This window comes from Methanocella arvoryzae MRE50 (assembly GCF_000063445.1).
Taxonomy (GTDB): Archaea; Halobacteriota; Methanocellia; order Methanocellales; family Methanocellaceae; genus Methanocella_A; species Methanocella_A arvoryzae.
On sequence record NC_009464.1, the window covers coordinates 2656328 to 2676673 of the forward strand.

General features: G+C 57.1%; 18 protein-coding genes. 10 read left to right on the plus strand and 8 right to left on the minus strand.

Going from position 1 to position 20346, the window contains the following annotated elements; all coding sequences use genetic code 11:
- Window positions 1-28: 28 nt before the first annotated feature.
- The 6 genes from RCI_RS13035 to RCI_RS13060 all read right to left on the minus strand — a co-directional run bounded on the left by RCI_RS13035 (window position 29) and on the right by RCI_RS13060 (window position 5366).
- The gene (locus tag RCI_RS13035) at window positions 29-427 is read right to left on the minus strand and encodes a YidH family protein (protein WP_012036918.1); all 399 of its coding nucleotides are present in this window, start codon (window positions 425-427) and stop codon (window positions 29-31) included.
- Window positions 402-770 carry a DUF1622 domain-containing protein gene (locus tag RCI_RS13040; protein WP_148266631.1) on the minus strand — a complete coding sequence of 123 codons (369 nt, stop codon included), beginning with the start codon at window positions 768-770 and terminating at the stop codon, window positions 402-404. The genes RCI_RS13035 and RCI_RS13040 overlap by 26 nt, the downstream gene beginning before the upstream one ends.
- Window positions 754-1827, minus strand: a complete 1074-nt coding sequence (locus RCI_RS13045) for an HAD family hydrolase (RefSeq protein WP_173363049.1) — start codon at window positions 1825-1827, stop codon at window positions 754-756. The genes RCI_RS13040 and RCI_RS13045 overlap by 17 nt, the downstream gene beginning before the upstream one ends.
- A 38-nt stretch (window positions 1828-1865) precedes the next feature.
- A complete protein-coding gene (locus RCI_RS13050) occupies window positions 1866-3371 on the minus strand; it encodes an arylsulfatase (protein WP_048198612.1) in 1506 nt (501 codons plus the stop codon).
- Between the two features lie 12 nt (window positions 3372-3383).
- Window positions 3384-4592, minus strand: a complete 1209-nt coding sequence (locus tag RCI_RS13055; protein WP_012036922.1) for an anaerobic sulfatase maturase — start codon at window positions 4590-4592, stop codon at window positions 3384-3386.
- A 123-nt stretch (window positions 4593-4715) separates the two neighbouring features.
- Window positions 4716-5366: a S4 domain-containing protein gene (locus tag RCI_RS13060; protein WP_012036923.1), complete on the minus strand. Its 651-nt coding sequence runs from the start codon at window positions 5364-5366 to the stop codon at window positions 4716-4718.
- Between the two features lie 495 nt (window positions 5367-5861).
- Between RCI_RS13060 and gyrB the strand changes: the two genes are divergently transcribed.
- From gyrB to RCI_RS13100, 8 genes are all read left to right on the plus strand, one after another.
- Window positions 5862-7769, plus strand: a complete 1908-nt coding sequence (gene gyrB / locus RCI_RS13065; RefSeq protein ID WP_012036924.1) for a DNA topoisomerase (ATP-hydrolyzing) subunit B — start codon at window positions 5862-5864, stop codon at window positions 7767-7769.
- Window positions 7770-7775: 6 nt separating this feature from the next.
- Window positions 7776-10256: a DNA gyrase subunit A gene (gene gyrA, locus RCI_RS13070; RefSeq protein ID WP_012036925.1), complete on the plus strand. Its 2481-nt coding sequence runs from the start codon at window positions 7776-7778 to the stop codon at window positions 10254-10256.
- A gap of 247 nt (window positions 10257-10503) precedes the next feature.
- Entirely contained in the window at window positions 10504-11598 is a 1095-nt protein-coding gene (locus tag RCI_RS13075) for a class II glutamine amidotransferase (RefSeq protein WP_012036926.1), read from the plus strand.
- Window positions 11598-13109 carry a glutamate synthase-related protein gene (locus RCI_RS13080; RefSeq protein ID WP_012036927.1) on the plus strand — a complete coding sequence of 504 codons (1512 nt, stop codon included), beginning with the start codon at window positions 11598-11600 and terminating at the stop codon, window positions 13107-13109. The genes RCI_RS13075 and RCI_RS13080 overlap by 1 nt, the downstream gene beginning before the upstream one ends.
- Window position 13110: 1 nt before the next feature.
- On the plus strand, window positions 13111-13848 hold the full coding sequence (locus RCI_RS13085) for a GltB/FmdC/FwdC-like GXGXG domain-containing protein (protein ID WP_012036928.1): 738 nt from the start codon (window positions 13111-13113) through the stop codon (window positions 13846-13848).
- A 271-nt stretch (window positions 13849-14119) separates the two neighbouring features.
- Window positions 14120-15085 (plus strand): ABC transporter ATP-binding protein, encoded by a 966-nt coding sequence (locus RCI_RS13090; protein WP_012036929.1) that lies wholly within the window; start codon window positions 14120-14122, stop codon window positions 15083-15085.
- Window positions 15078-15884 (plus strand): ABC transporter permease, encoded by an 807-nt coding sequence (locus RCI_RS13095; RefSeq protein WP_048198616.1) that lies wholly within the window; start codon window positions 15078-15080, stop codon window positions 15882-15884. Before RCI_RS13090 ends, RCI_RS13095 begins: the two co-directional genes overlap by 8 nt.
- Before the next feature lie 77 nt (window positions 15885-15961).
- A complete protein-coding gene (locus RCI_RS13100) occupies window positions 15962-17335 on the plus strand; it encodes a transglutaminase domain-containing protein (RefSeq protein WP_012036931.1) in 1374 nt (457 codons plus the stop codon).
- A gap of 43 nt (window positions 17336-17378) precedes the next feature.
- Here RCI_RS13100 and RCI_RS13105 read toward each other — a convergent pair whose 3' ends face one another.
- Window positions 17379-17741, minus strand: coding sequence for a hypothetical protein (locus tag RCI_RS13105; RefSeq protein WP_148266632.1), 363 nt, complete (start codon window positions 17739-17741; stop codon window positions 17379-17381).
- A gap of 177 nt (window positions 17742-17918) precedes the next feature.
- Window positions 17919-18923: a stage II sporulation protein M gene (locus RCI_RS13110; protein WP_048198621.1), complete on the minus strand. Its 1005-nt coding sequence runs from the start codon at window positions 18921-18923 to the stop codon at window positions 17919-17921.
- Window positions 18924-19035: 112 nt separating this feature from the next.
- Here RCI_RS13110 and RCI_RS13115 point away from each other — a divergent pair, with 112 nt between their 5' ends.
- Window positions 19036-19302, plus strand: a complete 267-nt coding sequence (locus RCI_RS13115; protein WP_012036934.1) for a DUF504 domain-containing protein — start codon at window positions 19036-19038, stop codon at window positions 19300-19302.
- A 357-nt stretch (window positions 19303-19659) separates the two neighbouring features.
- Window positions 19660-20322 (plus strand): MBL fold metallo-hydrolase, encoded by a 663-nt coding sequence (locus tag RCI_RS13120; RefSeq protein WP_012036935.1) that lies wholly within the window; start codon window positions 19660-19662, stop codon window positions 20320-20322.
- Window positions 20323-20346: the final 24 nt, after the last annotated feature.

The window sequence follows — 20346 nt, forward strand, 5'->3', positions numbered from 1 at the left end:
ACCTTACTACTGCCAGGGCTGAGGCCGATCATATCGGCCCGATGTTGTACAGCAGGTTGATCAACGCGAGGACACCGATCAGCGAAATGAGCACCGCTGCGAGCAGCGCAGTAGACAGGGGAAACTTCACCTGCATCTCCCGGCTCAGCCATCTCTGGTACAGGAGGTATTCTACGATGGCCATCGCGAGGAGGAAAGTGCCCAGCCCGACCAGCGCCAGACCCAGGTTGCGAGGCCCGTGCAGGGCTATATTGCCGGAGATGAGATCTGACTCGCGCAGGTACATGAAAAACTTGTAGATGGTGAAGCCAAAGCTGATCATCGATACAGAAGTCCGGATCCAGGCCATCAGGGTGCGGTCAGCCGCGAGGCGGGTGCGCTGGTAGCCGAGATCGGGTGGCTTATCCCGGGACGGGCTTGCCGGCATGCTCCACCTCCCGCTCTTCCTCCTTCATCTCGCGCTGCAGGAAGAAGTTCAGGAATGTCCGGATGAGGGCCACGACCGCCAGAATGCCGAGGTCTGTCCAGTTCGGATCCGCGGCGGTCTTGACAATATCGGCAGCCAGCTGAAACTCCAGGGCGATCACCAGGTACCGGGAAAAGGCCAGACGGGCCTTGTTATAGTGTAACAGGTCCGGCTTGCGGACCGTTTGCAGTACCTTGACGGATGCAACGACGATGCCCGCCGCTATGATCAGGACGCTGATCAAATTGGCCAGTAGCTCGATCCAGTCTACAAGGATCAGCAGGTAATTAGATAGTTCCATCATCGAATATCCGCTTCCAGTCCTGGCTCATGCTGATGACGGGCCAGCCAAGTGCTCTAGCCTCGTCCAGGGCTTCCCGAAGCCGGCCGACGTGCGACTCGCGGTCGTAGGCATACTCCCTCCGTGCGTCCTCGTGGTGCACGAGCAGGTTCAGGTATGGACGACTACCTGTTGCCGCATAGCGCATCATTGCGAGATCGCCGTCCGAGTTGCCGGCTACAAAGATCGGCCGCCTGCCAATGTGTAGCGCGATGCTCTCCGGCTTGCCCCCGGCATCGTCGTACTTACTCAGCTTTGCCAGCCTCGTCAGCCGCCCGTCAGCCCCGTACTCATACTCCAGGCTGCTGCCGACGACGTTCTCCCGGGGCACTCCATAGGTCTCCTCGGAGAAGGCCCGGACGAAATCGACCCCGCCGCCCGAGACGATGAACACCCGGAAGCCGTTGGAACGTAAGTAGTCCATGAGCTCCAGCATCGGCCGGTAAACCAGCCTGGTGTAAGAAGTGTTATAGCGCGGATGGCGGGCCTCTGCCAGCCATTCCCGTGCGGCCCCGATGAATTCTTCCTGTTCGGTCCCAGCGTGCACGGTCAGCACCATGTCGGCGATTTGCTCTTCGCTCAGGCTGGCCAAGGCGGCTGTATCGTTTTCGAGCACGGCCTTATACGGCTGCCGCTCCTGCCATTCGGGATGCTCCGGAGCCAGCGCCCGGACCTGGTCGAACACGAAAATCCCCTGCACATACAGGGGTTGTTCCACCCAGAGGGTGCCGTCGTTGTCGAAGGTGGCGATGCGCTCCTCCACAGGCACAAAGTCGGGACTATCCTCGGCAGTCACTCTGGCGACAAAGTCCATGATCGCCTGTTTTGTGGGCCCATCGTTCCACGAAGGCAACGGATCGCATCCGACTCCGGCCGTTATAACCCGTTCCCCGGTTTCGGCTCCGCTGAAACGATCGTCCGGCGCGCCGGTGCCCGGCCAGCAGGTGCCGAGCGTGAGCAAGATCGCCAGGGCCAGGATGAACGCCTGCCCGGCCCGACCGGTCGCGCCGTAACAGGCCATGTTCGGACCTCGAATCGACGGCGGCACAGGCCAGCGCCTCAGTCACCGCCCGGCTTCTTGAGTTGCTCGCTGGCCTGTTCGACCGTGAAGCTCGCCGCCTTCTGCCGTGGCGGAAAAGCCTTGAACGTTTCCATGAACTTTTGCGCTTCCTGCTGCGCGGGCACCAGCGCGAACGCATGGTCGAAGATCCAGTCCCAGTAGGTGTTCGAGGTAATGTCGGCAAATTCGAAGGGATCGGTGCGCAGGTTGAAAATTTTCGGCAGCCTCAGCTTAGTGAACGGCTCTGCCCACACCTGCAAGGTGCCGTGGCACCGCTGCTCCAGGAACACGAACTTCCAGTTATCGTAGCGCATGGCCAGCAGGTCCCCATCATCAGAGAAGTAGAAGTACTCGTTACGCGGGCTCTTCTTCTCCTTGCCGGACAGATATGGCAGCAGGTTGTAGCCGTCGAGGTGAACCTTGAACGTCTTCTTGCCTGCCTTATGCCCCTTCAACAGCTTTTTCTTGATATCCGGCTCGCCGGCGGCAGCCAGGAAGGTGGGCAGCCAGTCCAGGTGGCTGACAATCTCGTTCGAGACCGAACCGGGCTTGATAACCCCGGGCCATCGCACCAGCAGCGGCACCCGGAAAGCGCCCTCCCAGTTGGTGTTCTTCTCGCTCCTGAAAGGAGTCGTGCCGGCGTCGGGCCAGGAGTTCCGGTGGGGCCCGTTGTCGGTGCTATACATGACGATAGTATTGTCGGCGATGCCGAGGTCGTCGAGCAGCTTCAGCATCTCGCCCACGCACCAGTCATGGTAGATCATGACGTCGTGGTACTCCGACTGCCACCGCCCTGCCTTGCCCTTGTACGAGGGCTTCTCGTGAGTCCGGAAGTGCATGTGCGTGGTGTTGAACCACACGAAGAACGGCACGCCAGCCTTATGTTGTTTCTTAATAAAGGCCTGGGCCGCCTCCAGGAACTCCTCGTCCACCGTCTCCATCCTCTTACGGGTGAGCGGACCGGTGTCCTCGATCTTCTGGCCTCCGTCCGGCTTCGCCCAGCAGTGCAGTACACCCCGTGGGCCGAAGTTCTTCCGGAAGTTCGGAAAATCCTTCTCCGTGGGATAATCCCGCAGCTCCGGCTCCTCCTCGGCGTTCAGGTGATACAAATTGCCGTAGAACTCGTCGAACCCGTGCATCGTTGGCAAGAACTCGTCCCGGTCGCCGAAGTGGTTCTTGCCGAACTGGCCGGTGGCGTAGCCCAGCGGTTTCAGTAACTCGGCGATGGTCGGATCCTCAGCCTGCAAGCCAATCTTTGCGCCCGGCAATCCCACTTTGCTCAGCCCGGAGCGGTACACGCTCTGGCCGGTGATGAACGCGGCCCGGCCTGCAGTACAGCTCTGTTCTCCGTAGCTGTCTGTGAAAAGCATGCCTTCATGGCCTATGCGATCAATATTCGGTGTCCTGTAGCCCATGAGTCCATGCGAGTAGATGCTGAGGTTGGTGATGCCGATGTCGTCGCCCCAGATAACCATGATGTTTGGCTTATCTGCCTTCTTTGCCATTCTCAATCTCCCCTACTGCAGGGATTTATGAGTGCCGTCTTCTTGATTCCGGGGCAAGATTTTCATGATATCACAGGCCGGACGCCCTCGATGTAGCAACTCTGCCATGATCTGCATCGGCCGCTCGGTGTGCCGGAAAAAGGCTTTCAGGCCCGGGCAGAGCCAGTTGAGGCCGGGTTCTCCGCCGGGAGTTGCCGATATCCGGTTCTTGGGGCATTCCCCGTAGCAGGTGAAAAGATAATTGCACTGACGGCAGTACTGTGGCAGCGTATCTGACTTGGCACGCCCGAAGCACTGTTGCTTTTCCGATCTCACCAAATCACCGATCGGCGTCTCCGTGATATTCCCCAGCAGGTGCGCCGGCTCCACGAAGTGATCGCAGGAGTACACGTCGCCGTTGTGCTCGAGGGCGACGCCGTCGCCGCATGTCGGGCGCAGGACACACAGAGACGAGCGTCCCCTGAGGTAGGACATCAGTACCCCGTCAAAGAAGAGAACGAACATCTTCCCCACGTCCCTGCCGACCCATTCGTCGAAGATATCGATGAGGAATTTGCCATATTGCTCAGGGCTGACCGATCGATCCGTTACCGTGCCGGTGGCAGGATCGATCTCTACTATTGGGATGAACTGCAGGAAAGGCGTCTTCAACTCATCCCTGAAAAAACGGTATACCTCCAGCGGGTGCCGGCTGTTCGCCGAGTTCACCGTGCACAGAATGTTGAACTCAACCCGGTGCTTCTGCATGAGCTTTGCCGCCCTTACCACTCGGTCGAACACAGAGTTTCCTCCCTTATCGTGACGATAGGCGTCGTGCAGGTGCCGGGGTCCGTCCAGACTTAACCCCACCAGAAACTTGTTCTCCCTCAGAAACCGGCACCACCTTGCGTCGAGCAGGACACCGTTGGTCTGCAGGGTGTTCTCGATGTGCATGCCTGCCCTTGCGTACTTCTTTTCCAGCTCCACGGCCCGCCTGAAGAAGTCCCGCCCCATGAGCGTCGGCTCGCCGCCCTGCCAGGCGATGGTAACCTGTGGTATTTTGTGGGCCTCGATAGTCTGGCTGATATAGGATTCCAGCACCTCGTCCGGCATCCGGAAGCTACTGCCAGGGTACAGCCGGTCCTTCTTCAGAAAAAAGCAGTAGTCGCAGCTCAGGTTACACCGGGCACCGGTCGGCTTGGCCATGACATGAAAGGCTGGCAGAGGAGTCATCTGTCTCATACCTCTGACCTTATGATATGGGTCTGCGATCAGATGTGTGCTTAATCAGCCGCTATAGCTGAAATCCTGCTGCCGGGTAAAAACGAAAAATTCTATCTTTTGGGACTTCCCCCGCGGAGCCCCTTATCTTTTTGGCCGTGCGATGACATAAGCCTCGCGCTTTTCGGGCCTGATCACCTTGACTATCTCAAGCCCCTTTTTCTCAAGCAGGATCAAAAACGGCTCGACATCGCTGATCTTATCGAGCTTCAGCACCTGCAGCACCCGTCCTCCTCCCCTGAGCAGAGGCAGGAACCGGGCCATAATTTCAATCGACATTGCCGGCTCTACTGTCATGTCGTTCAGGATTACGTCGAACTCTCCGAGCGGCGTGAGGTCCATGTTAAAGGCGTCCCCGAAGAGCACTTTTACATTCGGGTACTCTTCCATAACAGCCTCCAGCGGCTCCCGAAACTCTTCGCTGTACTCGATGCCCACGATCTCGTCGGCGATGCCCGAGGCATACATTAAAAACCCGCCTGCGCTGGAGCCGATATCCAGCACTCTGTCGCCCGGCCTGAGTATGCCAGATTGATTCTGGATGCCCTTGAGCTTGAAGTACCCTTCCGGCCGGTCTTCTTCGGCTATCTCAATAATGGCGCCGGGCTTCACCTGTTTCGAGGGCTTGGTGACGACCTCGCCGTTCAGCTTCACCAGGCCCCGGTGAATGTACCGCTTCGCCCGGCTGCGGGAGGCGATCAGCCCTTCTGAGACGAGGTATTCATCGAGCCTCATACGTTCTCATCCTTCGGCATCATTCCATCGTTTGCCGTCTGACTGAATATGCTGCCCGGAGATAAAAGTTATCGTACAGCCGGCTGAAAGTGTGTCCCCACGGCGATCGCTGACCTGGTAACCGCCTGCCAACATTAGCGTGTGGCAGTATATCCGCTTTGAAGTTATACTTTCATCATGGTAGTCGAAAAAATGCTTACTTTTATTTCACTTTTTTGTGGATAACGTTTATATGACGCACATAAAAGCCACGTCAGTGATTTTTCAGCACTTGCATCGACAATTGTCGAATAATTTTCGAAAAAGCTTATGGCGGCCAAATTTTGGGCTCGCAGGACGAATAAATATATATGCTATGCGGGAGTATTATTGGCAGAATTACATATACTGATAAATGAGCTTATAGTAGTTCATTTTGGGCCCTTCTTTTGGCCTGAGAATCACTAACGCTCCTATCAAACTTTTTCCAAAAACTGATGAGAGGAATAGCTTAGAATGTCAAACGAAGTCCCGGCACAAACTTACGATGCTTCCAGCATCCAGGTTCTAGAAGGCCTTGAGGCGGTCAGAAAAAGGCCCAGTATGTACATAGGCTCTACTGACTACCGAGGCCTCCACCATCTGGTCTACGAGGTCGTAGACAACAGCATCGACGAGGCGCTGGCCGGTTATTGCAATGCGATCGACGTAACCATCAACCCCAACGGCAGCGTCACAGTAACTGATAACGGCAGAGGCATCCCTGTCGAGATGCACGAGAAGTACAAGAAACCAGCCCTCGAGATAGTCATGACTATCCTCCACGCGGGCGGCAAGTTCGATAACCGGACTTACAAGGTTTCCGGCGGCCTGCATGGCGTGGGCGTTTCGGTAGTGAATGCGCTCTCGGAGTACCTGGAAGTGGAGGTAAAGCGGAACGGCAAGGTCTTTTTCCAGCGCTACGAGAAGGGCAAGCCTGTCTGCGAGGTCAAGATCATCGGAGAGACAGACCAGACCGGCACGAAGACGACCTTCAAGCCCGACAAGTCGATCTTCGAGACCGTAGAGTTCCAGTTTGACATACTCGCCAACAGGCTGAGAGAACTGGCCTACCTGAATAAGGGCATCAGGATCACCCTGTCCGACCTCGGCGCCCAGAAGAGCGCCGAATACCACTATGAGGGCGGCATCAACCAGTTCATCGAGTACCTGAACCAGGACAAGACTGTGCTGCACCCGAAGCCGATCTACTTCGAGCGGGAGAAGGACACGACGAAAGTGGAGATCTCCATGCAATATAACGACGGCTACAGTGAGGTCATCCTGGCTTTCGCAAACAATATTAATACTCACGAAGGCGGCACCCATCTGAGCGGCTTCAGGGCAGCGCTGACCAGGACGGTCAACGACTACGCCAGGAAGAACAACATGCTCAAGGGCGACATGGTTCTCTCCGGCGAAGACATCCGTGAAGGCCTGACCGCTATTATCTCTGTCAAGCTTACCAACCCCCAGTTCGAGGGCCAGACCAAGACCAAGCTGGGCAACAGCGACGTCAAGGGCATTGTCGAATCCCTTGTGGGCGACGGGCTGAACGACTACCTGGAGGAAAACCCGGCTGACGCCAGGAAGATCATTGAGAAGACAGTCCAGGCATTCCAGGCAAGAGAAGCAGCCCGCAAAGCCCGGGAACTTACCCGCAGGAAGTCGGCGCTCGAGGGCAGCACTCTGCCAGGCAAGCTGGCCGACTGCTCCGAGAAGGATGCCAGCAAGTGCGAATTATACATCGTAGAAGGAGACTCTGCAGGCGGCTCCGCCAAGCAGGGCAGGAACCGGCTGTTTCAGGCCATTCTGCCGCTGAGAGGCAAGATCCTGAACGTCGAGAAGGCCAGGCTGAACAAGATCCTGGAGAGCGCCGAAATCCGGGCGCTCATCACCGCGCTCGGCACTGGCGTCGGCGAAGACTTCGTGCTCGATAAAGCAAGGTATCACAAGATCATCCTGATGACCGATGCCGACGTGGACGGCGCGCACATCCGCACGCTGCTCCTCACGTTCTTCTACAGGTACATGCAGCAGATCGTGGAAGCCGGCTTCGTGTACATCGCTCAGCCGCCCCTCTACAGAATTAAGAAGGGCAAGGAGGAAAAGTACGTCTACAGCGACAGGGAGCTGAACGAAGCTCTGGAAGCGATGGGCAGGACTAACGTGAGCATCCAGCGCTACAAAGGTCTCGGTGAAATGAATCCCGAGCAACTCTGGTCTACGACCATGGACCCCGCCACGAGGACCATGTACCAGGTCAAGCTGGAGGACGTCATCGAGGCGGACCGCACCTTCACCCTCCTCATGGGAGACAAGGTCGAGCCGAGAAGGGAGTTTATCGTGAAGAACGCGAAGTTCGTCAAGAACCTGGATGTGTGATCTGAAATGGCAGACGAAAAACAACCCCAACCACAATCACCTCAGCAACAGCAAACTCAGGAAACTTTACTGCCCGTCCAGATCGAGGAGGAGATGAAACGCTCCTACATCGATTACGCGATGAGCGTCATCGTAGGGAGAGCTCTCCCTGACGTCCGGGACGGCCTTAAGCCTGTGCATCGCAGGTGCCTTTACGGCATGTACGAGCTGGGCAACACCCACGACAAGCCCTACAAGAAGTCCGCGAGAGTAGTGGGCGACGTCATGGGTAAGTACCACCCCCACGGCGACGCGGCGATCTATGATACTATAGTCAGGATGGCGCAGGACTTCTCCTTGCGCTACACGCTGGTCGACGGCCAGGGCAACTTCGGCAGCATCGACGGCGACGGGGCTGCGGCCATGCGTTACACCGAAGTCCGGCTGGAGCGGATCGCCGAAGAGATCCTCGCCGACCTCGACAAGGAAACCGTAGATTTCGCCCCCAACTTCGACGAAACCCTGAAAGAGCCTGTCGTCTTACCTGCCAGGCTGCCCAACCTGCTGATCAACGGCTCGTCCGGTATTGCGGTAGGCATGGCGACCAACATCCCGCCCCATAACCTGGGCGAGATCGTGGACGGCACCATCGCAGTCATCGACAACCCGGAGATCGAGCCGATCGAGCTGCTCAACTACGTGAAAGGCCCGGACTTCCCGACCGCCGGCTTCATCTACGGCAAGGAAGGCATCAAGGAGGCCTACCTCACGGGCAGGGGCAGCATCAGGATGCGGGCGAAGGCCGAGATCGTGGACGAGAACGGCAAGATGTCCATCATCGTCACCGAGATCCCCTACATGGTCAACAAGGCGAGGCTCATCGAAAGCATCGCAGATCTGGTCAAAGACAAGAAGATCGAGGGCATCTCTGACCTGAGAGACGAGTCTGACCGGGACGGCATGCGCATCGTCATCGAGCTCAAGAAGGCCGCCAACGCGAACGTCATCCTGAACCAGCTGTTCAAGCACACCCAGATGGAGTCGACCTTCGGCGTGAACAACATCGCCCTCGTCGACAACACCCCGATGACGCTGAGCCTGAAGGAGACGATCGGCTACTTCATCAAGCACAGGCAGGAAGTAGTCACCAGGCGCAGCCAGTTCGAATTAAAGAAAGCACAGGCCAGAGAGCACATCCTGGCCGGCCTGCTGATAGCGCTGACCAACATCGACGACTTCGTCCGGATCATCAGGGGCTCCGCCAACGCCGACGAAGCGAAGGCCACCCTCATGGAGAAGTACGGCCTGTCCGACGAGCAGTCCAGGGCCATCCTCGACATGCGGCTGGCGAGGCTGACTGCGCTGGAGCGGCAGAAGATCGACGATGAGCGGGCAGACCTGATTAAGGAGATCGCACACCTCAACGAAGTGCTGGCCAGCCCCCAGATGGTGCTGGACATCATCAAGGCCGAGCTGCTGGATATGAAAGCAAAGTACGGCGACGAGCGGAGGACCAAGATCGTGGAGTCTGCCGGCGAGATTGTGGACGAGGACCTCATCCCGGTCGAGAACGTGGTCGTCACCATCTCCAACACCGGCTACATCAAGAGGATGCCTGTCGACACCTACCGGACCCAGCGCCGGGGCGGCGTCGGCATCGTCGGCATGGAGACCAAGGAAGAGGACTTTGTCGTCGACTTATTCGTGGCCTCGACGCACGACAACATCCTGTTCTTCTCGAACAAGGGCAAAGTCTATTCGCTCAAGGTCTACGAGATCCCGCCGGCAGCCAGCCGACAGGCAAGGGGCAAGGCGATCATCAATCTGATCAACATCGAGCCCGGCGAGGCCATCAACGCCATGATCCCGATCAAGACCTTTGACGACCAGCACTTCCTGGTCATGTGCACCAGGGAAGGCACCATCAAGAAGACCGCCCTGTCGGCGTTCCAGAACATCCGGTCCACGGGCATTATCGCCATCGGCCTCGAAAGCGGGGATGAGCTGATCTCGGTCAAGATGACGAACGGCAGCCAGGAAGTCCTGATCGCGACCAGGAACGGCAAGTGCAACCGGTTCTCCGAAAGCGAGGTCCGGACCATGGGCAGGCCTGCCATGGGCGTGATCGGTATCCGCCTGACAGAGAACGACAAAGTCATTGCCATGGAAATCGTCAGCCCCGGCCAGTCGGTCCTGACCATCTGCGAGAACGGGTTCGGCAAGCGCACCCCCATCGAGGAGTACACCGCCCACCACCGGGGCGGCCAGGGCATGATCAACATCAAGACCACTCTGCGAAACGGTGCTGTTGTGGCCGTTATCAGCGTCATGCCGGACGACCAGATCGTCATCGCCAGCAAGGAGGGCATGATGACGAGGATGAACGTCACCGACATTCCTGAAATAGGCAGGAACACTCAGGGCGTCCGGGTCATGAAGATGAGGCCGGAGGACTCGGTCGTGGCGGTCGCCCGGCTCGTGTCGGAGAAGAAAGAAGACGAGATCTAAGCCGATCGCCACTGTTGTGGCGATTTCTCTTTTTTTCAGTTGCTGTCCATCAGCCCGCTCTACATATTTTCCAGCACCTGCCTTTTGAAATCCCGCATCTTATAGTCAAGTAAAGTTTATATACTAAAAGTAGACATAGCATTTCCCACCATAGACACATTATATATACATGAAGTCGGAAGCGAGTTGAATACCATATGGGACGGAACCACCAACACCCGGATAATTACAGGCAGGAGGGCTACTTATGCTAAAGCAGGAAAGTGATCTCGGACACATACCTTCGGGATGCGCCATCTCCGGCATCTTTAACCGGAAAGGCAAGCGCATCGACGGTACTAAGATCATCAAGTCGATCGCCCTCATGCATGACCGGTCCAACGGCCTGGGCGGAGGCTTCGCAGCATACGGTATCTATCCCAGGTATAAGGATTACTACGCGTTCCATGTGATGCTCGACGACGAGGAAGCCAAAGAACAGCTGGAGGACTACCTGACACAGTACTTTGTCGTGGAGAAAGACGAGAAGATCCCTACCCGCAAGACCGCAAATATCGGTAAAGCCCCGCTGCTCTGGCGCTACTTCGTCCGGGTGGGCGAAAGGAATTTTGCTGACGACAGCGCGGACGAGGAGGATCATGTAGTCCGGCATGTCATGCACGTCAACTCGAACGTCGCCGGCGCATACATTTCATCCAGCGGCAAGAACATGGGCGGCTTCAAGGGAGTGGGCTATCCGGAAGATATCGCCCACTACTTCAAGCTCGAAGACTACAACGCCTACCTCTGGACTGCCCACGGCAGGTTCCCGACGAACACCCCGGGCTGGTGGGGCGGCGCACACCCGATGGCGCTCCTCGACTGGTCGGTCGTGCACAACGGCGAAATCTCCTCGTACGGCATCAACAAGCGCTACCTCGAGATGTTCGGCTACAAGATGGAGCTCATGACCGACACCGAGGTCATCGCATACTTATTCGACTTATTAGTAAGGAGGCACAAGCTGCCCATCCGTGTCGCTACGGCTGCCCTGGCACCGCCGTTCTGGAAGGACATCGACGCCATGCCCGAGGCCGAGAGGCAGGCATACACGGCATTACGGATGGTCTACAGCGGAGCGCTCATGAACGGCCCGTTCTCCATCCTCGTCGGGTTCAAGGGCGGCGTGATCGGCCTCAACGACCGCATCAAGCTGCGGCCCATGATTGCCGCGGAGAAGGACGACTTCCTGTACATGTCCTCGGAAGAGGCCGGCATCAGGATCATCGAGCCCGAGCCGGACAAGGTCTGGGCGCCGAAGGCCGGTACGCCGGTCATCGGCCTGCTTGAGGAGGAGGTATAATGGCAACACAGGTTCCTCCCGAGTTCACGGTCAACATCAACGACCGGAAGTGCGCCCGGTGCAAGCGGTGCGTGGACGAGTGCGGCTTCGAAGCGCTGACCTACAGCAAGGAATATCACGAGATCATCGCGGATGACGCAAAGTGCGTGGCCTGCCATCGCTGCGCTACCATGTGTCCGAAGCACGCCATCCGCATCGAGGATAATGCGCTGGCCTACAAATACAACGCCAACTTCTCCGCCCAGCACAGGAAGAACATCCTCAAGCAGGCGGAGACCGGCGGCATCCTGCTTACAGCTATGGGCTGCGACCAGCCGTATCCCATCTTATGGGACCACATGCTCATCGACGCATGCCAGGTCACCAACCCGCCCATCGACCCGCTGAGGGAGCCGATGGAGCTTCGGACCTACATCGGCCGAAAGCCTGCCTGGCTCGAGTTCGACGGAGAGGCAGGCCTGCCCAGGCTCAGGACTGAGATGGCCCAGAACCTGAAGCTGGACTTTCCGATAGTGTTCGGCGGCATGTCATACGGCTCGGTCAGCTACAACGTCCACAAGTCCCTGATGCTGGCGGCCGAGCGCACAGGCATCCTTATGAACACCGGCGAAGGCGGGCTGCACCAGGATCTATACCAGCACAGGAACAGCGTAATCGTCCAGTGCGCTTCCGGCAGATTCGGCGTCCACGCCGAGTACCTCAATGACGGCGCTGCCATCGAGATCAAGATCGGCCAGGGGGCCAAGCCGGGCATCGGCGGGCACCTGCCGGGCGAGAAGGTCAGCGAAGACATCTCCCGTACCCGGATGATCCCTAAGGGTACGGACGCGCTGTCTCCGGCCCCGCACCACGACATCTATTCGATCGAGGACCTCGGACAGCTCATCTTCGCGCTGAAGGAGGCTTCACGGTACAAAAAACCTGTAGGTGTCAAAGTCGCGGCCGTCCACAACATCGCCGCCATCTGCAGCGGCATCGTCCGTGCCGGAGCCGACTTCGTGACAATCGACGGCTTCCGGGGCGGCACCGGCGCAGCACCCCGTATCATCAGGGACAACGTCGGCATACCGGTTGAGCTGGCCATCGCGGCAGTCGATGACCGGCTGAGGCAGGAAGGCATCCGCAACCAGGCCTCGATCCTCTGCGGCGGCGGCATCAGGCAGAGCGCCGACATGATCAAGGCGATCGCGCTGGGCGCGGACGCAGTGGTTATAGGTACGTCGGCGCTGGTGGCACTGGGCTGCAGGGTCTGCCAGAAGTGCAACACGGGCAAGTGCTCGTGGGGCATAGCGACCCAGAACCCGAAACTAACGGCCCGGCTGGACCCTGAGGAGGGTGCGCAGCGCCTGACTAACCTGATCCACGCCTGGGGCCATGAGATGGAGGAAGTGCTCGGCGCTCTCGGAGTGAATTCAATCGAGAGCCTCCGGGGCAGCAGAGAACGTCTCAGAGGCATCGGCCTGGACGAAAAGACGCTGAATATACTTGGAATAAAGCCTGCGGGGAGATAACATGGTCAAAATAGACGCACACGAGATGCACTATAAGGAACTGAACGAGCGGATCCACGAGCTCGCCGGGCAGGGCGAAAAAGCTCTGGTCCTGGAGAACGTCTGCGGCCAGAAGTTCATCGGCGATGGCCTGCGGGGCAATATCAAGATCGACATCTACGGCATTCCGGGCAATGACATGGCCGCCTTCATGGACGGCCCCGAGATCGAGGTCCACTGCAACGGCCAGGACAGCATCGGCAACATCATGAACTCGGGTAAAGTCATCATCCATGGCCACGCCGGCGATGTGATCGGCTATGCCATGAGGGGCGGCAAGATCTTTGTCCAGGGCGACGTGGGATACCGGGTAGGCATCCACATGAAAGCCTACCAGGACAACGTGCCCTACATCGTCATCGGCGGCAACGCCTCCAACTTCTTCGGCGAGTACATGGCCGGTGGTGTCATGGTCCTGCTGGGGCTGAACGACTCTGACGGCAATCCGATTGCGGGCGACTACGTAGGCTCAGGCATGCACGGCGGCGCCATCTACATCCGGGGCGACATCGAGGACCGCTACCTCGCCAGGGACGTCAAAAAAGTCGAACTGGACGTTTCAGACATCGCCTTGCTAGAGCCGCTGATCAGAGAGTACTGCCAGCACTTCAATTTCGACTACGGCAAGGTCATGAGCAAGCCGTTCATCAAGCTGGTGCCAAAATCGTCGAGGCCTTACGGGAACATGTACGTGAGCTAATAACCGTTTTCTTTTTTTCTTTTTCAGACTGCTTCAAGCCTTTAACCTTTTTACCTCCAGCGCCTCCTTAAACCTCTGCATTCTGCCAGCGAACGCTATCTCCACTGTTTCTTTTCATTGTCACTTGACCCCCTGAAAACTTTTATATACTGATTGCTGCTATGTACCTATGTACAATAGGTACATAATCAAACTATATGCATATAGATTAACAATACCTATTGATTGTTCATATATCGAAATCCATAACACTCATAAGGGAGCGACTTACATGAATTCGGACAAAGACCTCGTGATCTGCACGAGGGGCCTCACAAAATCTTACAACGGCAGGCCAGTGTTGAAGTCACTGGATCTAAAGGTGCCCAGGAACTCGATCTTCGGCTTCCTCGGGCCTAACGGCGCTGGCAAAAGTACGACCATCAAGCTGCTGCTCGGGCTGATCAAGCCTACTGCTGGCAGCGGCACCGTCTTCGGGCTGGACATCGCCCGGGATAGCGCGGAGATCCGCAGGCGAATCGGCTACCTGCCCCAGAATCCCCGGTATTACGACTACATGACTGCCAGGGAAACTCTCAGGTTCACGGCGGGCTTTTTCTACAAAGGTCCTGCCGAACTGGTCGAGCGGCGCGTCGACGAAACTCTGCGGATGACCGGGCTGGATGATAAAGCCGATCGCAAGATCAAGGGCTTCTCCGGCGGCGAGTTGCAGCGCCTGGGCATCGCGCAGGCGCAGATCAACAATCCCGACCTGCTCATCCTTGACGAGCCTGCAGCATCGCTCGACCCGATGGGCAGGAGGGATGTTCTGGAGGTCATGCGTAGCCTGAAAAACCGGACTACTATCTTCTACTCCACCCACATCCTCGACGACGTGCAGCGAGTCAGCGATACCGTGGCCATCCTGAACAAGGGTACGCTTATCGCCATGGCGCCGATCGAAGACCTGCTCACCGCCCGGGAAGGAGTAGTGTACAAGCTGGTGCTGGCTGGCAACCCAGCCGGCATCCGTTCTACTCTTACCACTCAGCCGTGGATCTCCTCTGTGACCTCGACGACAGACAACGGGCACTCTGTGTGGAACCTGACGATCACGGACGAGAAAGCGGCAGAAAGACAACTGTTACGCCTGCTGTTGCGGGATGAAACTATAGCTGTCAAAGAGTTCAGCAGGGAACGATACGACCTGGAAGACGTTTTCATGAGATTTGTGCAGGAGGAAAAGTGCAATGCCTGAAACAATGCAGCCGGTAACCGGTTCAGGCTGGACCCTTGGGCTGGCCAACATGCTGAAGAAAGAAAACCGCCTCTGGTGGGGCGACAAAAGATGGCTGATCCAGATGTTCGTCTGGACCGTCGTCGTCACCGGCCTTCTGGCCGCCACCCTCTATATCGTGACCCACGTGGCGCCGCCTGACGAGACTGAGATCCAGGACATGGGCAGCCTGGCAGTTCTCGGCTCAGAGCTCTTCTTCAGCATCGCCGGGTTTGCCATGGTCTTCGGAGTCATCATTCTCACCCACGACGCCATCATCAAAGAGCGAGATTCCGGCACAATCGAATGGCTGCTGTCAAAGCCACTGTCCAGAAAAGCGTTCGTCATCGCCAAGCTGATCGCCAGCACGATCGGCATGACCGTGATCATGGTACTCCTGCAGGGTGCGCTGTCCTACACAGTCATCTCTCTCTTCCATGGCAGCACGATAGCCCTGCTGCCCTTCATCGGGGGCCTCGCGCTGATCTGGCTGGCATGTATGTTTTACATGGCGCTGCTCCTCCTGCTCGGCACAGTTACGACTTCCCGGGGCCTGGTCCTCGGCTCCGCGATCGGCTTCTTCATGCTTGGCGGCCTTGTGCCGATGTTCTTTAGCCAGTCGGCCTACTTCACCCCCTGGAAGCTCGTCGACATAGCCACAGCAGTATCTCTCGGTACGCCGTTGACGGCCGAGATAGCAATGCCGATCCTTGCAACGGTCGTCTGGATCGTGATCTTCATCGCCGGCTCGCTGTGTAGGGTGGAAAAGCTGGAAATTTAGTTTGGAGGGGCAGCATGCCCTTTTTTTAAGATCGGTATTCCGGGCACGGCAAGGATAAAATAGGGTGACTGAGATATATGAACCCACTACGGGGTAACACCTTGTTCGAGCCAAAAGTGTATAAGAAGAACGGCCTTGAAGCCTTCCGGCTGGTCGGCAGCGATGGCAGCGAGTTCTTCTACGAGGGTGCCATAGACTGTAACGAGAAGGAGATATTCAAGGACGAGCAGGGACGGCTATACTATCCTGTCCTTACGGAGATAGGCGGGGCCGTGCGGTACTATGTCGAGCTTGACCTGGATTTCCCGACTATCCCGGCTAACGACCCCGCATACGAGGAGAAAGAGATCTCCCGGCTGGTCAACGCCTCGCCCCGGAGCGGCAGGCAGCTGCCCGAAGACGTGTTTGTCCCCCGGACAGAGGAAAAGGTCGTTGCAGAAGAGCCAGCGTTAGAAGAGCCTGCGCAAGAAGTCCCTGCGCCAGAAGTGCTTGTGCAAGAAGTGCCTGTGCAAGAAGAGCCTACATCAAAAGAGCCTGCGTCAGAAGAGCCCGCGCCAGAAGAGCCGGCACCCCCCGCTATAACTGAGCCTGAACCGAGCCAGGAGCCTGTCGCTCCCGAAGTTAAGGCCAGCCCTGCCGAGCCTGTTGTTAGCGCGCAGGAGAAATCGCCTGAAGCTGAGCCTCTTGCACGTAAGCCCCGGAAAACCCGACCAATGACGGTCCCCCTCGCAATAGGGCTTATTCTCGTCATCCTGATCGCAGCGATAGCCGGCGCCTACGTGCTAAAGCCTGAAGCATTCGATGGCCTCACCTCGCTTTATGCGCCCACACCGGTGCCGCAACCCACCCCCCTCCCCACTGCAGAGCCTGAGGTCACGGCCACGCCAGAGCCTGCCCCGGAACCGGTCTCCGAGCCTCAGAACGTAGCCACAGAAGCGCTCCGGATTCAGCCCCTGATCAACATAGATAGTCCGGCAGTGTCCGCTTTTGCAGCCGAGCATATCGCCGCAAACTCGGGGGCCAACAAAATCAGGCAGGCCTACGATCTCTACACGTTTGTGAATACCCGGTGGAACTATACTGACGATCTGACCTCCCAGGGCTTGCCAGCCAGCACCCTGACTCAGGCGCTCGGCGGCAATTCAAGGGACTACAGCGTCCTCATGTGCTCGCTGACGACCTCGGTCGGCCTGGAATCCCGGATCATAGCCTACTATAAAAACAACCAGCTGTACTACTACCCGGAAATACTTGTAGCGAACACTTCCGACGACTATGAAGCAGTCAAAGCGGACCTAAAGACCTGGTTCGGAGTCACCCAGGCCTACGGCCACAGCGATGCCAGAGGCTACTGGATTTCGCTGAGCAGGGGTACCGCCCCGGGCACCAGGGTTGAAGCCGCCGAGGAGTTTGCGATCTACATCTCGGGACCGCCCGTAAAGATCAAGTAATGGCTGAAAAGAAATAAGAAATCGGCACAGCCGGCCTTATTTATTAAAGCGCCCGGTACTGGGTATAATACGCTGGATACCGGCTCAGGTCACGCGGCGGCAGCGGCTGCGGATTCAGCATGACGTCCGAAGGCGATGTCTGCAGAGATCCGTACTGGTATGGCTGGTACTGGGACACCAGAGGCTGCGCCGAGAACTGAGGCTGTACCGTGTAACCGACCGGCTGCTGCCCGATCACATTCGTAGAGTACGCGGGATTTGTCTGGTAGTACTGCTGGTAATTACCGTATACGCCCGGCGGTAAAGGCTGAGGGTTCAACGCCGCAGCCGGCATGACCAGGCTTAAGATGGCTATTGCCGCCAGCACGGCAATTGTAAGGTGACGTATTCTTATACTGCACATCATTATCCCCGGTGAGGTTTCGGCAATAGCGGGGATAAAATGTGGGCATGCTATACTTATGAACACGGGCTGAAATGCAGGTTTGCGTCGGGTCTCAGGACTCTACAGTATATAGTGACCGGGCCCTGCCCTTGCTTGCGATTCCTCGAACACGTCCACGCTGACAACTATATGGCTCGCCTATAGTTTATACCTGAGCTGCATGCGTATCTTCACATCTTCCGGCCCGTCGTTATTCATGACAATCCAGTATACGTCATCGTGCGGAGGGATGAAGTCGAAGGTTTCGTTGACGGCGTCTTCCTTTGTCACGTAGGCGCTCCACCCTGCGGTGCCAGAATTATACGCGGTGAAGTTGTTCTTATCCATGATCATGACGTCGATCGGAGTACCGTAACTCTCGAAGTGCATCCTGGTCAGCTTCCCGGTGCTCAGGCCAAAGCTTGTCCATGCTGACGAGTTGCCAGGGATTGTCTGTGTCCAGTTGGAGTAGCTGGAATTAGCCCCGAACTCCTCGTCGTAGAAACCGAACTGGCCACCCTGAGTGGCGCCGCCGGCGGTGCCTGCCACCAGTATGACTTCTGCCGCCTCATAGACTGCCGCTACGCCGAGCAGCAACGCCACCACGATCAGCAGCTTGCCGATGTCTATGATCGCCTTCTTGTATGCCTGCAGCCGGGAATCGGTTCCGAACGACTGCGGCTTCAGCAGCGCAATCAGCCCTCTGGTGCAGGCAAACATCGCTACGACGTAGGCCTCCCCTTCCAGCAGGAGCGTCAGGTAGTGGGGTGCCAGAACGCTCAGCGGCATAATGCCTGGAACGGGCACGACCAGCATGATGCCCCATAGCAGAGCCCTGTAAGCGCAGAAGAGCAGTGCCCAAAATGGCAGGATCAGCGAGGGTATGATGATCATGCCGACGGTCCCGAAGAAGAAGTTAACCACGAACGTAATTGCTGCTGCTATGATGATATTGCCTGAAAGGTAAGCGTCTCCGACTATGGAGAGCGGGCCTGCCGAGCCGTAGGTCTGGCTGGTAGCCGCTATCAAAGATATCTGCAGGTCGGGGTATGCGAGAGCGATCAGGGCTCCGAGGAGAATGGCGCCAAAGTATATGGCATTGATGATCAGGAACAGTTTCCAGTCCTTGCGGAAGATAGTCTTGACATCTTCGAGGAGGCGCATAGCTGGATGATCAATATTCAAATATTAAAGTTTTACCTGCACGCAGAAGCACAGGAAATTCCCGGGGCTTCCCGGACTAAATTATAATCTGTCCTTTCATCATATCTTATAGATGATGCATGTAAGCCCGCGGGATGTATTGAACAGGCTCAAATGGAAGGCCGGCGAAAGCCTCTCAGATGCAACCATCTACTATGTGAGCCGGGGCAGCCCCGGGGACTCGGCTACGGTGAACGGTGACGAGATCAAGGAAATAGGGGCCTTCGGTCTGGAGCTGGAGTCCGGCGCTGTAATCCCGTACCATCGCATATACAGGATAGACTACCGGGGCGGCATAATTTTCGACCGGCTGTGGTACAGGCATACTCTGAGGCACTGACAGTGGCTGATTACAGCGATACCGACTCCTGCGGCGGATCAGTTGCATGAAAAATTTTCATTGGTATGAGTCGAAAATACCGCCAAGTCCGCCAAGAGGCCAAGCTCGCCAAGAGCTAATTTTTTCATTGGGTGCCAGGGACTTTTTCTATCGGAACCACGCCGATCACTAATTATAGTTTGGCGTTCCATGAAAAATTGTTATCTTGGCGTACTTGGCACCTTGGCGGACTTGGCGGTATTTTCGACCTATACCGGGCCAACTTTCAATTTTTCATAGCCTCTACCTGAAAATCCATTTTTAATTAGGCGATTGCTCAGAATATCTTTATATAACTTTGACTGATAATTTTCCCGCATGGCCTCCACCATCCTGTCCACCGGAAACAGCTTCACAAATGCATACCTTCTGAAAGACGACAAAGCTGTAGCCATCATCGATGCCGGCCTGCCGGGGCACGAGAAAAAGATCTTTGCCGCGCTGGAGGCTGATGGCATCGCAAGGGATCAGGTAAAGCTCATCATCCTCACCCACGGCCACGGCGATCACTACGGCAGCCTGAGCGCCCTGAAAGATGCTCTCCACGTTCCGGTTATGGCCGGCTGGCCCGACGCCAGCTATATCGAGAAGGGTGAAAGTGCCCCAGTCGTGCCTATCAGCCTGGCCGGGAGGATGATCGGGCTCTTCACCGGGGCAAAGGTGACCCCCTGCAAGGTCGACGTAATCGTCAAAGAGGATATGGACTTGAGCTCTTATGGTATAGATGCCAGAGTCCTCACTATGCCGGGCCACACTATAGGATCGCTTGCCGTGCTCGCATCCGACGGTAGCTGCGCTGTCGGCGACAATCTTGCGGCGCTGGTATTCAAAAACAGGCCGGGGATGCCACCCTTCGCCGAATCCCCGGAGCTGATCGGTGCCGGGCTCAAAAAGGTGCTGGATAGCGGATCCAGGTACATCTATCCCGGCCACGGGAACCGGTGGGATGCATCGACGGTCCGGAAGAAGTTCTTATTATAGAATTATCTTGCAGTGTTTCATATA

Excerpts from the sequence above, each read along its gene's own strand:
- RCI_RS13035 (WP_012036918.1), bottom strand. The coding sequence starts at position 427 with ATGCCGGCAAGCCCGTCCCGGGATAAGCCACCCGATCTCGGCTACCAG.
- RCI_RS13040 (WP_148266631.1), bottom strand. The coding sequence starts at position 770 with ATGATGGAACTATCTAATTACCTGCTGATCCTTGTAGACTGGATCGAG.
- RCI_RS13045 (WP_173363049.1), bottom strand. The coding sequence starts at position 1,827 with ATGGCCTGTTACGGCGCGACCGGTCGGGCCGGGCAGGCGTTCATCCTG.
- RCI_RS13050 (WP_048198612.1), bottom strand. The coding sequence starts at position 3,371 with ATGGCAAAGAAGGCAGATAAGCCAAACATCATGGTTATCTGGGGCGAC.
- RCI_RS13055 (WP_012036922.1), bottom strand. The coding sequence starts at position 4,592 with ATGAGACAGATGACTCCTCTGCCAGCCTTTCATGTCATGGCCAAGCCG.
- RCI_RS13060 (WP_012036923.1), bottom strand. The coding sequence starts at position 5,366 with ATGAGGCTCGATGAATACCTCGTCTCAGAAGGGCTGATCGCCTCCCGC.
- gyrB (WP_012036924.1), top strand. The coding sequence starts at position 5,862 with ATGTCAAACGAAGTCCCGGCACAAACTTACGATGCTTCCAGCATCCAG.
- gyrA (WP_012036925.1), top strand. The coding sequence starts at position 7,776 with ATGGCAGACGAAAAACAACCCCAACCACAATCACCTCAGCAACAGCAA.
- RCI_RS13075 (WP_012036926.1), top strand. The coding sequence starts at position 10,504 with ATGCTAAAGCAGGAAAGTGATCTCGGACACATACCTTCGGGATGCGCC.
- RCI_RS13080 (WP_012036927.1), top strand. The coding sequence starts at position 11,598 with ATGGCAACACAGGTTCCTCCCGAGTTCACGGTCAACATCAACGACCGG.
- RCI_RS13085 (WP_012036928.1), top strand. The coding sequence starts at position 13,111 with ATGGTCAAAATAGACGCACACGAGATGCACTATAAGGAACTGAACGAG.
- RCI_RS13090 (WP_012036929.1), top strand. The coding sequence starts at position 14,120 with ATGAATTCGGACAAAGACCTCGTGATCTGCACGAGGGGCCTCACAAAA.
- RCI_RS13095 (WP_048198616.1), top strand. The coding sequence starts at position 15,078 with ATGCCTGAAACAATGCAGCCGGTAACCGGTTCAGGCTGGACCCTTGGG.
- RCI_RS13100 (WP_012036931.1), top strand. The coding sequence starts at position 15,962 with ATGAACCCACTACGGGGTAACACCTTGTTCGAGCCAAAAGTGTATAAG.
- RCI_RS13105 (WP_148266632.1), bottom strand. The coding sequence starts at position 17,741 with ATGATGTGCAGTATAAGAATACGTCACCTTACAATTGCCGTGCTGGCG.
- RCI_RS13110 (WP_048198621.1), bottom strand. The coding sequence starts at position 18,923 with ATGCGCCTCCTCGAAGATGTCAAGACTATCTTCCGCAAGGACTGGAAA.
- RCI_RS13115 (WP_012036934.1), top strand. The coding sequence starts at position 19,036 with ATGATGCATGTAAGCCCGCGGGATGTATTGAACAGGCTCAAATGGAAG.
- RCI_RS13120 (WP_012036935.1), top strand. The coding sequence starts at position 19,660 with ATGGCCTCCACCATCCTGTCCACCGGAAACAGCTTCACAAATGCATAC.